The sequence below is a fragment of the Paenibacillus solani genome (genome assembly GCF_050475945.1).
GTDB classification, from domain to species: Bacteria; Bacillota; Bacilli; order Paenibacillales; family Paenibacillaceae; genus Paenibacillus_AQ; species Paenibacillus_AQ solani_A.
The window spans coordinates 78,576-92,528 of record NZ_JBCMXJ010000016.1 but is presented as its reverse complement, the minus strand read 5'-3'; the positions used below and the strand labels follow the sequence as shown (position 1 = coordinate 92,528).

Genomic DNA, 13,953 nt, shown 5'->3' with positions numbered 1-13,953 from the left:
CATGCATTCTAAACGCGAAATAGGGGTAAATTACCCGATTGCACGTATAATTTGCGGTAAAACGGAAACAGTGAATAGCAAGTGGAGCACATTCCTTGTTAGGGAGGTGAAAGAATGAATAAATCGGATCTGATTACACAAGTAGCCGAATCAACTGAGCTTTCCAAGAAAGATGCAACGAAAGCTGTTGATGCCGTTTTTGATGCTATCTCTGAAGCATTGCAGAACGGAGACAAGGTACAACTGGTGGGTTTTGGTAACTTCGAGGTTCGCGAGCGTTCCGCGCGGAAAGGCCGTAACCCGCAAACAGGTGAAGAAATCGAAATCCCTGCGAGCAAAATTCCTGCGTTTAAACCTGGTAAAGCGCTCAAAGACGGAATCAAATAATGATTTCTACATATTACCTAAGAGCACAGGTCGTGAATTCGTTCACGGCCTTTTCTTTTAGACATACGGTAAGGAGGTCTTGAAGATGGAGAACGCCCAGAGCGGGGATTATTTTATAGTTAAAGCATTAGATCATGGAGTGCAAGTGATTGGATTGACCCGGGGACAGGATACTCGGTTTCATCATACCGAGAAGCTGGACAAAGGCGAAGTGATCATCGCCCAATTCACGGACCATACATCCGCTGTGAAAATTCGCGGTAAAGCTGAAGTGATAACCAAGCACGGGAAGGTCGAGTCCGGCAGCTGATCTATTCATTTATTCATAAGGAAAAGCCCCACCAATAGGTGGCGGCTTTTTTTGTTTCGGATATTTATTCTCACGCTATGTGTGTTAACAACTTGTTAAACGTACTATTGCCGAGTGCGGGAACTATGTATATACTAGCAGGAATGGGATGAATAAATATACGAAAAGGATGATTGAAGCAGCAATGGCTAACTCGTACAAAGAAGGACAATATGTAGTGGTCCCCGAAAATCCAGTATCCATGTTTTTGTTTAACAGCACTCGGTCTGCATGGATATGGCTGTTTGTGAGACTATATCTTGGTTATGCATGGATATCAGCAGGAATTAAAAAGATTACATCAGAAGCATGGACAGGAAGTGAAGCTGGCTCAGCCATACAGGGCTTTGTAGGCGGCGCACTGGCCAAGGCAGAGGAAGGTAAGGACGTAAGCGGCTGGTATGCTTCTTTCCTCGAAGGATTCGTACTTCCCAATGCCAAGATGTTCTCATACATGGTAGCTTTTGGAGAGGTGTTGGTAGGGATTGGCTTGATCGTAGGTCTTCTGACAGGCATTGCCGCCTTTTTTGGCGGGCTGATGAATGCCAGCTTCCTATTCGCAGGTACGGTAAGCACCAATCCACTGCTCTTTATTTTGGCTACCTGGCTCGTTATGGCATGGAAAGTCGCGGGTTGGTATGGTTTAGACCGCTGGGCCTTGCCGCTGCTGGGTACACCATGGAGCCGGAGACGACAAGAGAAGGATCTATCCGCGAAAGAATAATTCAATGCAAAAGTAACTTTCGTCACTTTCGAGAAGGTTTTGTCAAGTACAATTCCAACAGACTGCGGTCTTGGAATCCTTTATTCTGTAATTAGATCTTTTGGATAAAGGATGATAGCCGTGAGAATAAAAGCTTTTTTTAAATTGGTGGAAATACAGACAAAGGTAGCCAGTATGATCCCGTTCTTGTTCGGAACTGTTTATGCGATGTTTCGCTTTCAGTCATTTGATGGCGTTCATTTTGCCTTGATGCTTGCATCATTGCTCTCATTTGACATGGCTACGACGGCAATCAATAACTACTACGATTATAAAAAGGCAATTAAAAAAAATGGTTTTGGTTACGAACAGCATAATGCCATTGTACGTTATGGCCTGAAAGAGTCTGCAGTCGTGTCTGTAATCGTCATACTGCTCCTTACAGCAGCAGGTTGTGGCATTGCGCTATTCCTTTCGACAGGCTGGCTGATCCTGCTGCTCGGTGGACTGTCTTTTGCGGTTGGCATATTGTACTCGTTTGGGCCGATCCCGATTTCCCGAATGCCGCTTGGAGAACTGTTCTCAGGACTGTTTATGGGATTCGTAATCATTTTTATATCGGCCTGGATTCATCTGGACAACCCGATCAGTCTGGCTGTCCTAGATATCGATCTATGGACAGGGATGGCAGCGATTCACGTGAATTTCTTTGAGGTGATATTACTGCTTATGGTATCTTTGCCTGCCATTCTTGGGATTGCTAACATTATGCTGGCCAACAACATCTGTGACATCGAAGAAGATATGGAGAATAAGCGTTACACCCTGCCTGTATACATAGGGACCAAGCATTCCTTGAAGCTGTTTCGATTGCTGTATTGTTTCGCCTATTTCGATTTGGTAGCACTGCTGATGATTAAGGTTCATCCAGTGCTGGTCCTCCTGGTATTGATCACAGTAGTTCCAATATACAAAAAAAGCGTTAAATTTACTGACGAACCTTCGAAGCAAAAGACTTTCGTAATCGCGGTACAAAACTTTGTGTTGATGAATCTTGCACGAATTGCAGCGTTGACGATCGCTGTGATCTTTACATCCCAATCGCTATTCTAAAACAACATGAGTTTGGTTGACTTAAAAGTGCGTGTTCAAAAAGGTCGATTTTCAGCACCGAGAAGGTTGGATGAAGCTAGGGATGTCAGGAGCGGAGCGTACGTATTGGGTACGTGAGCACCGGAAGGCCCGGCTGAATTCAAGATTCGATGCCGAGTTGCTTCCTGATTCGCTTCGTGTTAGATATAGAATTTATTCGTTATCAGCAGAGCTGATGGAATTCTATATCGCAAGAAAACCTACCTTTGAATCGCGGTCGCTCATCTTTGATTGGCCTCGATTGGTTTTCTTATCAAAAGCGGACTTTTTGAACAACCTCTAAAAGCAGGCATAGCCTGCTTTTTTTCTTTATACAATGAGGTATGGACTTATGGTGAGAGGAAGAAACTTAATAGTAGAGGAGGCTAGGGGACATGAAGCATTGGCATTTCGTACGAGCATTATTATTGCCAGCGGTGATCTCATTTACGATGCTGGCTTTATTAACCGGGCTAAAACCGCAATTGCTTGATAAGGCCGGAGCGATGACTGCAGCGCTTCCTTATCACAGTCGAGAATTAAGCGATGAAGGATTAGTGGATTCCCTCATGTCGATTCCTCTCCACCTCAAGATCAGTCGTGCGGATTATGGGGAGGGCGCCCTCACTCTGGATATCAAACTCCATGATGAAGCTGAAATTGCTGCCACTGATGTCTATGAAGATATTGCCAGCATCCTGTCATTTTCATTTGAGGGAACGGATAATGTGCAGCAGCTTTATCTACGAGTGGTTGCCATTGATCGTTGGAGCGGAAAGCGATATTTGCTGCTCGCTTCGAATATGGCGAGGGAAGCGTGGGATTCAAAATATGCGGAATCTTTAATCGAGCTTGAGAACGGGGAATTCCCGCCAGGGCTTGCCAACTCGCTTAACATAACTTTTACGAATCTTTGGCAGAAGCAGTTCAGCGGCCGATGAAACGGTTAAAATAGTAGATGACAGGGCATGTACGTGCTCTGAACATGTGTTATAATAGATTGGATTGTGAGCTAATTTGGACAAAAGAACATCAAGTGCTCGGAGGCTAAGAATGAAACCGTATCGCGTACCAGAACTGGCAGAGAAATATACTCAATATGATATGATTCAAAAACACACGGACCTTCCTGAATTCCCGGATGCCCGTGTTCATTTGTTATACATATTTTTAAAGGATTCGGGAAAGAACATTGCCGGGCACGAAGAATTGTACGCGCTGGTTACGTCACTGGTTCAGTTGGGACTCGATACACATGAAAGCATCGACGTTACGGAGGGCAATCAAGGAGAGGCGATGATGCGTTCCCGGCAGCTAAAAGTGCTCGCTGGGGATTATTTTAGCAGCCGTTTTTATCAACTCCTTGCCCATAAGGGTGAAATTGCCGTGATCTCGCTTCTTAGCAGGGCTGTCAGCGATGTGAACGTGATGAAGATGCGTTTGTATGGCAAAATGAAAAAATCGTTGCTGCCTTCTGAAGAGTATCTGCAGCTAACTGTACAGCTGAATATGCAGCTGTTTCTTTCTTTTACTCCGCTGCTTGAGGTGTCCGTGCAAGAAACATGGGAGAAGCTGCTCAAGGAATTTACGGCATGTGAAACCATTGTGCGGGAGATGGAGCGTTGTGCTGCGCCTGAAATCGGCAGAGGTGGCTACGCGTTCTGGCATTTGATCGAGTCGGGCAGCGAAGAGGAACGAAATCTGCTGGTTAGCAAGAAGACAGATATGAAGGACTGGAAGAAACTGATTCTGAAGCATAAGGCTTCCGAGAAGCTGCTGGACAAGCTCCGAGATTCCGTTAATGTCATACAGCAGCTGCTGGCAAGCCGCGGCGACAGTCCGTGTACCGGTATGCTGGATCCATTCTTGAAGCGGCTCAGCACGTACCGATCTGTCGTAAGTGAAGGGTAGGGGATACAGTGGATAATCAAACAGTGGGCCTGAGCAAGCATGACGGCAAAAGCCCAAAAGAGGAGTATGTTCATTCCGTCTTCGAAAGCATATCAGGGAAATATGATATGATGAATAACGTCATTAGCTTTAGGAGACACAAAGCGTGGCGCAAATTCACAATGAAAAAGATGGGCATGCGACCTGGTGATACGGCGATTGACTTATGCTGCGGAACTTGCGATTGGACCATCAGCATGGCCAAGGCAAGTGAATCCGGCCACATAGTCGGACTCGATTTCAGTGAAGGGATGCTGAAGGTTGGTCGGGAGAAGGTTGCCATGCAGGGACTGGACGAACAGATTCAACTCATTCAAGGAAATGCAATGAGTCTGCCGTTCGAAGACGAATCATTCGACTATGCCACAATCGGTTTCGGACTTCGCAATGTGCCGGACTATATGCAGGTCCTGCGGGAGATGAAGCGTGTCGTAAAACCTGGCGGGATGGTGGTATGCCTGGATGTGTCCAAGCCAACTTGGCAGCCGTTTAAAGGACTATATTATTTTTATTTTCAACAAGTGATGCCTCGGATGGGGAAACTGGTAGCCAAACGATATGAGCAGTATAAATGGCTTCCAGAGTCGCTGGCTTTATTCCCGGGCCGTGAGGAGCTTGCCGAAGCTTTCCGTCAAACCGGACTCAATCAAGTCCAGGCCTATCCCTTAACCGGTGGAGTCGTAGCCTTACATATTGGGACCAAGGAGAATCTGGATGTTTAAAAAAATAGGAACGTATCTTGAAATGATTAAAGTGGAGCATACGTTGTTTGCTCTGCCTTTCGCTTTTATGGGGGCGATTCTCGGATCGGCCGTTGTATTTAATCAATTGCCTTCCTGGGGAGATATTGGGTGGATTTTTCTCGCAATGTTCGGAGCACGCAGCGCCGCTTTCGGATTGAATCGATTGGCGGATCGACATATTGATGCCAAGAACCCTCGCACCGCAAAACGGGCGATTCCTGCAGGTCTGCTAAAGCCGCTTGAAGTTATATTATTCATTATCCTGTCTTTTGCGGTGTTTTTCTGGGCCACGTACATGTTGGATCCGTTTGCATTTCGTTTGCTGCCTATTGCTATTTTTCTGCTTATTATTTATTCCTTTACCAAACGGTTTACTTGGCTGTGTCATTTGGTGCTCGGGCTAACAACAGCTCTGGCTCCCTTAGGCGGATGGGTTGCTGTAACTGGTCAAATCGACTGGAAGGCGATCGTATTTTATATTGCACTGTCTTTTTGGACGGCGGGATTTGATATCGTTTACGCTTGTCAGGATGAAAAGTTTGATGCGGATGAGAAGCTGTACTCAATCCCTTCCCGGTTCGGCTTACATAAATCGCTCTGGTTTGCACGCGGGTTTCATGTCGTAACGGCGATCGGCTTCATCATTCTTTTCTTTGTTACGCCGGTGGGCTGGTGGTATCTGGCTGGTATGGTCATCGCCTGTGGGATCTTGTTCTATCAGCATTACATCTTGTCGCCGAATGATATGAGCCGATTACAAACTGCTTTCTTTACGATGAACAGCACACTAAGCATCATTTTGTTTGTATTTACGCTGATTGATTTGGTGGTGCGGTATACCTGATGAGTTCCGAGCGCAAAAAAAGCTGGGTTGTCGGTATAACCGGGGCCAGCGGAAGCATCTACGGTGTTCGCCTTACGGAGAGCTTGCTCTCGCTGGGCTTCGATGTGCATTTGGTTATTACCAATGCTGGCTGGCGTGTATTGAAAGAAGAAATGGGATTTCAGGTCACCAGCCGAGAAGAGATGCTGGCCGAGAATTTCGGCGGATATGAGGGGCGGGTAATCTATCACCCGATATCCGACATCGGTGCCACGATTGCAAGCGGGTCTTACCTGGTTGAAGGAATGATTATTATGCCGTGCTCCATGGGTACGTTATCCTCCGTAGCACACGGAGCTTCCGATAATCTGATGGGGCGTGCTGCCGACGTTATGATGAAAGAAGGCCGTCCGCTCGTGCTTGTTCCGAGAGAGACGCCGCTTCATGCGATTCATCTGGAGAATATGCTGACGTTGTCCAAGCTTGGGGTCAAAATTATTCCAGCAATGCCTGCGTTTTATCATAAACCCAAAACGATTGATGATATTGTTAATTTTCTGGTCGGCAAGGTGCTCGACAGCCTGCGCATCGACCACCATTTGTATACCAGATGGGGTGACTAAAGCTGCCGATACTTGATAACGTTGACGAACGACAACAGGAAGGGTTACGCTTATACTTCAAGTTCGAATACGAACTTGGCCTGCGGATCGTTACAGGTAGTGGCCTGTAATTATGGAATGAGAATTTAAGCAGACGGGTGAAAAGATGAAACGATTTGACATATTCGGAACATTAAAAAAAGATATGGACGTTATCGAGAAGGAGCTCTACCTTAGTGTGGAAGGTGACAGTCCTGAACTGACGGAGACTTCATTACATCTGCTTAGAGCAGGCGGCAAACGTCTTCGTCCCGTATTTGTGCTGATGGGGGGTAAGTTCGGGAATTATGACATTGATAAGCTGAAGTATGTAGCTGTGCCGCTCGAGCTGATTCACAGCGCCTCACTCGTTCACGATGACGTAATTGATGATGCAGACACCCGGCGGGGAAAGCCGACGGTGAAGGCTAAATGGGACAACCGAATTGCCATGTATACAGGCGATTATATCTATGGCCGGGCATTAGAGCTGACGACCCGTCTGAAGCAGCCCGAGATACATCAGATTTTGGCCAAAGCCATGGTAGAAATGTCCATCGGCGAAATGGAACAGATTCGAGATTTTTTTAATACGGATCAAAATGTCAGAAGATACCTTCTCCGCATCCGTCGCAAGACATCGCTTCTGATTGCCATCAGCTGCCAGCTTGGAGCGCTGGCTGCCGATGCTGACCGTAAAGTGGCGAGCAGTCTGTACCGGTTTGGGTATAATGTCGGGATGGCATTTCAGATCCAGGACGATCTTCTGGATCTGTGCGGCACAGAGAAGCAGATCGGCAAGCCACCTGGCAGCGATATGAGACAGGGGAATATTACGCTGCCTGTCATATTTGCGCTAGAAGACAGCAAGCGCAAAGAGCAGTTGCTCCAAGAGTTGGATCGAATCCGAGCGCTGAATGGCCAGTGTGATGTGTCTGAAGCCGTAAGGCTTGTAACCTCAAGTGAAGGTGTACCGAGATCCGAAGCATTGGCTGATCGGTATATCCATAAAGCATTGGCTGCATTGGATACTTTGCCTGACATCAAGACGAAAAAACAACTTAGAGATATTGCAAATTTTATTACCAAGCGCTCATATTAGCCTTACTCATGAGGTTGCTATCTGTTAAAATACGGGTACAAACATGTAACATCACCTGAGCATGAAATGTTTGTTCAATAACCTAGGATGGAGTGATGGGCCTATGGAACGTACTTTTTTGATGGTTAAACCAGATGGTGTGCAGCGTGGACTTATTGGCCGAATCGTCGGTCGTTTGGAGGATAAAGGGTTCAAGCTGGTAGCAGGAAAGTTTATGCAGATTTCGGACGAGCAGGCCAAGCGCCATTACGCGGAGCATGATGGCAAGGATTTTTTTGATAATCTGGTTGGATTTATAACGTCCGGACCGGTGTTTGCCATGGTTTGGGAGGGAGATGACATCATCGCGTTGTCCCGCCAGGTCATCGGCAAAACGAATGTGAAGGATGCCTTGCCAGGAACGATTCGTGGGGATTTCTCGGCCCATACGCCGCATAATCTAATTCATGGATCGGATTCCCCGGAAAGTGCCCAGCGCGAGATTGCTAATTTTTTTGAAGAGAAAGAATTGGTTGTATATAACAAGACGCTGTCCCCTTGGCTGTAATCCGGGACGCGAATACTATAGTTAACAGGATGATACGATGACGGAACATGAACCTGTGCTGGAGGATCCGGATTATATCGGCTTTGTTCGCAGCATCGAACGAAGCACGGGGATCAATCTGGCGGATTATAAAGAAGCGCAAATGAAGCGAAGGCTCACCACGTTGCGAATGAAGAAGGGCTATGAAACCTTTTCGGCCTTTTATGATGCCATGATGAAGGACAAGCCGCTATTCCATGAGTTTTTAGACCGAATGACGATCAACGTCTCAGAGTTTTGGCGCAATCCGAACCGTTGGGAGGTTCTTCGCGATAAAATTTTGCCAATTCTGTCTGCGCAGAATCCCGGTGTGCTCAAAATATGGAGCGCTGCCTGCTCTACGGGCGAAGAGCCTTATACGCTTGCCATGATTCTGTCCGAGAATAGGATGCTCAGCCGTGCTCGCATTGTGGCGACGGATATTGATGACGGCGCGTTACATAAAGCGAAAGAAGGCCTGTATGTTGAGAGGTCATTGAAGGATGTCCCTCCGGAAGTGGCCGCCCGCTATTTTCAGGAAGAGGGATCTGTTTACCGCTTCAATGATAATTTGAAGAAGGAAGTTTCTTTTCATAAGCAGAATCTGCTGACGGACCGATTTGAAAGCGGTTATGATTTGATTGTGTGTAGAAATGTGATGATCTATTTTACCGAAGGTGCGAAGCACAAGCTGTATCAGAAATTTGCGGCTAGCCTGAAGCCTGGCGGCTTCCTGTTCGTTGGTAGTACCGAGCAAATCTTTAACCCGGGACAATATGGTTTGGAGAGCAACGAAACCTTTTTCTACCGAAAAATTTAATTAATAGAGCTGTAAGAGCCATAAAGCGCTTTTCAATCCTGAGGATGAGAGGCGCTTTTGCTCGTTTAGCATATTCTTGTCAAAGCGTTGGACCTATACTATAATGAGCAGAAGATGTTTACGGAGTTTAGCGGTTTAACGCTTAAAAGCCTAAAGGGGGAAAAGCAGCATGAGTTTACGTTTTTTAACTGCTGGGGAAACACATGGTCCTCAGTTGACAACCATAATTGAAGGACTTCCAAGTAATTTGGAGCTTGATTTCGAAGCGCTGAATTTTCAGTTGCATCGGAGACAGAAGGGATATGGGCGGGGACGCCGCATGCAAATCGAAAAGGATACCGCTCAAATCCTGGGAGGGGTGCGGCACGGATATACGACTGGCGCACCGATTGCACTCGTTGTGCAGAATAACGATTGGAAGCACTGGCAAAACATCATGAATGTGGAGCCGATCGAGGGCAATGACGAGGCGAAGAGAAGAGTGCATCGCCCAAGACCGGGACATGCCGATTTGAACGGTGGATTGAAGTACAATCTAAAGGATCTGCGTAATGTGCTGGAACGCTCCAGTGCTCGTGAAACGACGGTTCGCGTAGCGGTTGGCGCAATTGCCAGACAGTTCTTGGCACAATTTGGCGTCAAAGTTGCTGGTCAGGTCATTCGGATTGGAGAGATCGAAGCACCTCCACACAATTTGCCGATCGATGAGCTGATCGAGCGGACGGAAGCTTCCTCGGTGCGGGTAGTGGATGAAGAAACCGAGAAGAAGATGGAAGCTTACATAGACGAGATCAAGAAAGAAGGCGACTCCATCGGTGGTGTTGTAGAATGCATCATTGAAGGATTGCCTGTTGGATTAGGTAGCCATGTTCAATACGACCGTAAGCTGGATGGCCGCATTGCACAAGGCGTGATGTCGATAAACGCATTTAAGGGTGTTGAGGTAGGAATCGGGTTTGAGGCAGGGGAACTGCGAGGCTCTCAAGTTCATGATGAAATTATGTACAGTGAAGAGCGCGGGTACTACCGGGCAACGAACCGTCTGGGCGGATTTGAAGGCGGGATGACCAACGGTATGCCGATCGTTGTCCGCGGGGTGATGAAGCCAATCCCTACGCTCTATAAGCCGCTTCAAAGCGTGGATATTGATACAAAGGAAGCTTTCACGGCTCAGGTTGAACGTTCGGATGCCTGTGCGGTTCCGGCAGCCAGCGTTGTCATGGAGCATGTTGTAACCTGGGAGGTCGCCAAGGCATTTCTTGAGAAATTCGGCGGTGATTCAATGGAAGAGATTCATGCCAACTATCAGAATTACCTGAAGCAGCTGGAGAACTACTAATATGAGAACACTTCAGGTTGATCTGGGAGAACGTTCTTACCCGATCTATATTGGAGCCGGAATTCTGGATACTCTCGGTGAACTCAGCGAGAAGCATGGAATTACCCGGAAAAGCCCGCATCTGATCGTGACGGATGATCAAGTAGCTCCTCATTATTTAAAACTGACCGTAGAACGTCTGCAATCACAGGGTTACACCGTAATTACGCATATTGTTCCTGCGGGAGAATCCTCCAAATCGCTTCAGGTCTATGAAGAAGTTATGACCACAGCCATTAACGGCAAGCTGGACCGCAGCTCCGCTGTATTCGCACTGGGTGGAGGCGTTGTGGGCGACTTGGCAGGATTCGTAGCGGCAACCTATATGCGCGGCGTGACATTTGTTCAGATACCCACCACAATCCTGGCTCATGACAGCAGCGTAGGGGGCAAGGTGGCGGTTAATCATCCGTTAGCGAAAAATATGATTGGCGCGTTCCATCAACCGGTTATGGTTGTCTATGATGTGAATACGCTGAAGTCACTGTCCCCGCGTGAAATATCTTCAGGACTTGCGGAAATGGTGAAGCACGGCTTGATCCTGGATCGTGACTTTGCTTATTGGTGCCGAGAGAATGGCCAAAAGCTGCTAAATCTTGATCCGGATACATTGATCTATGGTCTTGAACGGGGATGCGCTATTAAAGCCAAGGTTGTATCCCAGGATGAACGCGAAGGCGGATTGCGTGCCATCCTAAATTTGGGACATACGATCGGTCATGCGATTGAAGCCGTCGGAGGCTACGGGCGCTTTCTCCATGGCGAAGCGATTGCAATAGGAATGGCGGGATCCGCACGTCTGGCTGAAATGCTGGGCAGAGATTCGGATTTATACGGTGAAACGGTTAGTATGCTGAGAGCGGTGAATCTGCCGGTAATTTTGCCGGATGATGTCCCGGTTGAGGGTATAATGGACGCCATGCAGCACGATAAAAAATTTGCCGAAGGGCAAATGGTATTTATTGTGCCAGATTCTATCGGTTCGGTCAGCATCGTAAAGGATGTGCCTGTTGAAGCTGTTCGATCGGTGGTTGAACAGTTGAAGGGAGAGGAATAGTACATGATGAATCGGGGAATCCGGGGGGCAACAACTGTCACTCGTAACGATGAGCAGGAGATTGTGCAGGAAACGCTGAAATTGCTTGAAGAGATGGTGAGACGCAACGAGCTCGAGCCGGAATATATCAGCAACATATGGATAACGATGACGCAGGACCTGGATGCAACGTTTCCAGCCAAAGCGATACGCCAGCTGGATGGCTGGGATCTTGTCCCGTTGATGTGTTCGGTTGAAATACCGGTTCAAGGCAGTCTGCCGCGCTGTATTCGTTTTATGGTGCAGGTCAACACGGATAAAAGCCAGAGCGAGATCAAGCATGTGTATTTGAATGAGGCCAAGCGGCTTCGTCCAGATTTATCAGGATCCAAATCCTGATCTTTGCAATTTAGGGTTGCAATAATATGGTATCATCCTGTATAGTGAGTATCAGAATAGCTGAGTAGAGTTTAGGTTTTATAGATGAGTTGAGTTGAGAAGAGCTGAGACATTTTTAGATCATAACATAATCGGGTAAGAAACCAATCAGATTTCTTGATGAATAGTACAGCATGTTCATATCAAGGTTACAGGCACGTCTTGTACTTGGAGTTGAACAACAGCCGCTGTAGTTTATCAATGGATATGATGGGGGAATCTTAACCGTGCTCTTTTTCCATAGACTTATTCTAATCGTTAACCTCTACTTCGGTAGAGGTTTTTTTGTTGTATACACTCATTAAGGAGGGATTGACATGGCGAATCCATCAATGGAGCAAGTGGTGGCAATGGCAGGTGAATACAACCTGATTCCGGTAGCGATCAGACTGTTAGCCGATATGGAAACCCCGATTCGTATTTTTCAACGTTATGCGGAGCGGGAGCGGGCATTTTTACTTGAAAGTGTAGAGGGCGGCGTACAGTGGGCGCGGTATTCATTCATCGGAACCGATCCCTTCTTAATGATAAGAGGCAAAAAAGGAAAAATCGAACTTGAAATGAAGGGTGAGAAATCCCTGCTGGAGGGTTCCCCTCTTGAAGAGTTGAAGGCACTGCTGCGAACATACCGAAGCCCGCAGCTGAAGGAGATGCCTCCGTTTACCGGAGGAGCAATCGGATTTTTCGGATATGACCTGCTTCAATATTACGAAAAGCTTCCCGCGCATGCCATAGATGATCTCGGCATGGATGATATCAGGTTCATGTTTTGCGATCAAGTGATAGTCTTTGACCATGTTAAACAGCAGATCTTGTTGGTCGGCAATGTTCATGTGAAGCCTGGAGATTCGGATGACACGATCCGCCAAAGTTATATGGACGTATGCCGCACTTTGGAAGCTTTGGCCGAGCAGCTGCAAGAGCAAGGACCGAGAGAGAACGTGAACTCCCGCAGCATTCCTGCCGATGTTGATATGGGTGACATTAAATCCAATATGACCAAAGAAAAGTATATTGAGAATGTGCAAAAAGCGAAGGAGTATATTCGTGCAGGCGACATATTTCAGGTGGTCGCGTCCCAGCGCTTTCATATCGAAACTGATGTTTCTCCGCTACACGTATACCGGGTGCTGAGAACGCTGAACCCTTCACCTTATATGTATTATCTCAAAATGGATGATGACATCATCGTCGGCACATCGCCTGAAGCCTTGGTGAAAGTGGATGGACGCAGGCTAGAAACAAGACCGATCGCGGGTACAAGGCCAAGAGGGCGGGATGAGGCTGAAGACAAGGCGCTGGCTGAAGAGCTTCTTCAGGATGAGAAAGAACGCGCTGAGCATCTTATGCTGGTAGATCTGGGTCGCAATGATTTGGGCCGCGTGTCAGAGTTTGGCACCGTGAAGTGCCAGACATTCATGGAGATTGAAAAATACTCTCATGTCATGCATGTAGTATCCAGCGTATCGGGACAACTGAGCGAGAATAAAGATTTCTTCGATGCGATGCTGTCCTGTCTGCCTGCTGGAACTGTATCCGGGGCTCCAAAACTCCGGGCGATGGAAATTATTGCAGAGCTGGAGCGGGAAGCTAGAGGCACATATGCTGGAGCCATCGGATATCTAGGTTTCGGCGGCAACATGGATTCCTGTATTACGATCCGCACCATCGTTTTTCGCCAGGGTAAAGCTTATGTGCAGGCAGGAGCAGGCATCGTATGGGATTCGGTGCCGGAGATGGAGTATGAGGAAACCGTGAATAAAGCCAAAGGGATGCTCAAGGCGATTCGTGTTGCGGAAGCGATGTTTCCGTCCAGCTCGCACGGTAATGACTTAATAAACCAGGATTATCTGTATCAATATACACCTTAACTGAAGGAGGAGAATC

At 47.2% G+C, this 13,953-nt stretch carries 16 protein-coding genes; all 16 read left to right on the top strand.

The features are described 5' to 3' along the window. Positions 1-114 precede the first annotated feature (114 nt). The 16 genes from ABEQ74_RS19005 to trpE all read left to right on the top strand — a co-directional run bounded on the left by ABEQ74_RS19005 (position 115) and on the right by trpE (position 13,937). Complete coding sequence (locus tag ABEQ74_RS19005) at positions 115-387, top strand: HU family DNA-binding protein (RefSeq protein ID WP_053488776.1); 273 nt, start codon at positions 115-117, stop codon at positions 385-387. Positions 388-472: 85 nt separating this feature from the next. Continuing rightward, complete coding sequence (gene mtrB / locus ABEQ74_RS19000; RefSeq protein ID WP_053488775.1) at positions 473-697, top strand: trp RNA-binding attenuation protein MtrB; 225 nt, start codon at positions 473-475, stop codon at positions 695-697. Between the two features lie 184 nt (positions 698-881). Further along, a complete protein-coding gene (locus tag ABEQ74_RS18995) occupies positions 882-1,460 on the top strand; it encodes a DoxX family protein (RefSeq protein WP_430124237.1) in 579 nt (192 codons plus the stop codon). Positions 1,461-1,580: 120 nt separating this feature from the next. Next, entirely contained in the window at positions 1,581-2,552 is a 972-nt protein-coding gene (locus tag ABEQ74_RS18990) for a 1,4-dihydroxy-2-naphthoate polyprenyltransferase (RefSeq protein WP_430123704.1), read from the top strand. A gap of 413 nt (positions 2,553-2,965) precedes the next feature. After that, complete coding sequence (locus ABEQ74_RS18985) at positions 2,966-3,511, top strand: hypothetical protein (protein WP_430123703.1); 546 nt, start codon at positions 2,966-2,968, stop codon at positions 3,509-3,511. Positions 3,512-3,623: 112 nt separating this feature from the next. Next, complete coding sequence (locus tag ABEQ74_RS18980; RefSeq protein ID WP_430123702.1) at positions 3,624-4,481, top strand: heptaprenyl diphosphate synthase component 1; 858 nt, start codon at positions 3,624-3,626, stop codon at positions 4,479-4,481. Between the two features lie 8 nt (positions 4,482-4,489). Further along, the gene (locus tag ABEQ74_RS18975) at positions 4,490-5,242 is read left to right on the top strand and encodes a demethylmenaquinone methyltransferase (RefSeq protein WP_430123701.1); all 753 of its coding nucleotides are present in this window, start codon (positions 4,490-4,492) and stop codon (positions 5,240-5,242) included. Further along, on the top strand, positions 5,235-6,107 hold the full coding sequence (locus ABEQ74_RS18970) for a UbiA-like polyprenyltransferase (RefSeq protein ID WP_430123700.1): 873 nt from the start codon (positions 5,235-5,237) through the stop codon (positions 6,105-6,107). The genes ABEQ74_RS18975 and ABEQ74_RS18970 overlap by 8 nt, the downstream gene beginning before the upstream one ends. Next, positions 6,107-6,709 (top strand): UbiX family flavin prenyltransferase, encoded by a 603-nt coding sequence (locus ABEQ74_RS18965; protein WP_430123699.1) that lies wholly within the window; start codon positions 6,107-6,109, stop codon positions 6,707-6,709. The genes ABEQ74_RS18970 and ABEQ74_RS18965 overlap by 1 nt, the downstream gene beginning before the upstream one ends. 145 nt (positions 6,710-6,854) lie before the next feature. Next, a complete protein-coding gene (locus tag ABEQ74_RS18960; RefSeq protein WP_430123698.1) occupies positions 6,855-7,829 on the top strand; it encodes a polyprenyl synthetase family protein in 975 nt (324 codons plus the stop codon). 103 nt (positions 7,830-7,932) lie between these two features. Further along, entirely contained in the window at positions 7,933-8,376 is a 444-nt protein-coding gene (gene ndk / locus ABEQ74_RS18955; RefSeq protein WP_053488769.1) for a nucleoside-diphosphate kinase, read from the top strand. Positions 8,377-8,413: 37 nt separating this feature from the next. Further along, positions 8,414-9,214 carry a CheR family methyltransferase gene (locus ABEQ74_RS18950; protein ID WP_430123697.1) on the top strand — a complete coding sequence of 267 codons (801 nt, stop codon included), beginning with the start codon at positions 8,414-8,416 and terminating at the stop codon, positions 9,212-9,214. 169 nt (positions 9,215-9,383) lie between these two features. Further along, on the top strand, positions 9,384-10,553 hold the full coding sequence (aroC, locus tag ABEQ74_RS18945) for a chorismate synthase (protein ID WP_430123696.1): 1,170 nt from the start codon (positions 9,384-9,386) through the stop codon (positions 10,551-10,553). Between the two features lies 1 nt (position 10,554). Next, positions 10,555-11,649: a 3-dehydroquinate synthase gene (aroB, locus tag ABEQ74_RS18940; RefSeq protein ID WP_430123694.1), complete on the top strand. Its 1,095-nt coding sequence runs from the start codon at positions 10,555-10,557 to the stop codon at positions 11,647-11,649. A 3-nt stretch (positions 11,650-11,652) separates the two neighbouring features. Then, positions 11,653-12,027: a chorismate mutase gene (gene aroH / locus ABEQ74_RS18935; protein ID WP_430123693.1), complete on the top strand. Its 375-nt coding sequence runs from the start codon at positions 11,653-11,655 to the stop codon at positions 12,025-12,027. 356 nt (positions 12,028-12,383) lie between these two features. Then, positions 12,384-13,937, top strand: coding sequence for an anthranilate synthase component I (gene trpE, locus ABEQ74_RS18930; RefSeq protein WP_430123692.1), 1,554 nt, complete (start codon positions 12,384-12,386; stop codon positions 13,935-13,937). Positions 13,938-13,953: the final 16 nt, after the last annotated feature.

Excerpts from the sequence above, each read along its gene's own strand:
- ndk (WP_053488769.1), top strand. The coding sequence starts at position 7,933 with ATGGAACGTACTTTTTTGATGGTTAAACCAGATGGTGTGCAGCGTGGA.
- ABEQ74_RS18985 (WP_430123703.1), top strand. The coding sequence starts at position 2,966 with ATGAAGCATTGGCATTTCGTACGAGCATTATTATTGCCAGCGGTGATC.
- aroH (WP_430123693.1), top strand. The coding sequence starts at position 11,653 with ATGATGAATCGGGGAATCCGGGGGGCAACAACTGTCACTCGTAACGAT.
- ABEQ74_RS18965 (WP_430123699.1), top strand. The coding sequence starts at position 6,107 with ATGAGTTCCGAGCGCAAAAAAAGCTGGGTTGTCGGTATAACCGGGGCC.
- ABEQ74_RS18970 (WP_430123700.1), top strand. The coding sequence starts at position 5,235 with ATGTTTAAAAAAATAGGAACGTATCTTGAAATGATTAAAGTGGAGCAT.
- ABEQ74_RS18980 (WP_430123702.1), top strand. The coding sequence starts at position 3,624 with ATGAAACCGTATCGCGTACCAGAACTGGCAGAGAAATATACTCAATAT.
- ABEQ74_RS19005 (WP_053488776.1), top strand. The coding sequence starts at position 115 with ATGAATAAATCGGATCTGATTACACAAGTAGCCGAATCAACTGAGCTT.
- mtrB (WP_053488775.1), top strand. The coding sequence starts at position 473 with ATGGAGAACGCCCAGAGCGGGGATTATTTTATAGTTAAAGCATTAGAT.
- aroB (WP_430123694.1), top strand. The coding sequence starts at position 10,555 with ATGAGAACACTTCAGGTTGATCTGGGAGAACGTTCTTACCCGATCTAT.
- trpE (WP_430123692.1), top strand. The coding sequence starts at position 12,384 with ATGGCGAATCCATCAATGGAGCAAGTGGTGGCAATGGCAGGTGAATAC.
- ABEQ74_RS18995 (WP_430124237.1), top strand. The coding sequence starts at position 882 with ATGGCTAACTCGTACAAAGAAGGACAATATGTAGTGGTCCCCGAAAAT.
- aroC (WP_430123696.1), top strand. The coding sequence starts at position 9,384 with ATGAGTTTACGTTTTTTAACTGCTGGGGAAACACATGGTCCTCAGTTG.
- ABEQ74_RS18950 (WP_430123697.1), top strand. The coding sequence starts at position 8,414 with ATGACGGAACATGAACCTGTGCTGGAGGATCCGGATTATATCGGCTTT.
- ABEQ74_RS18960 (WP_430123698.1), top strand. The coding sequence starts at position 6,855 with ATGAAACGATTTGACATATTCGGAACATTAAAAAAAGATATGGACGTT.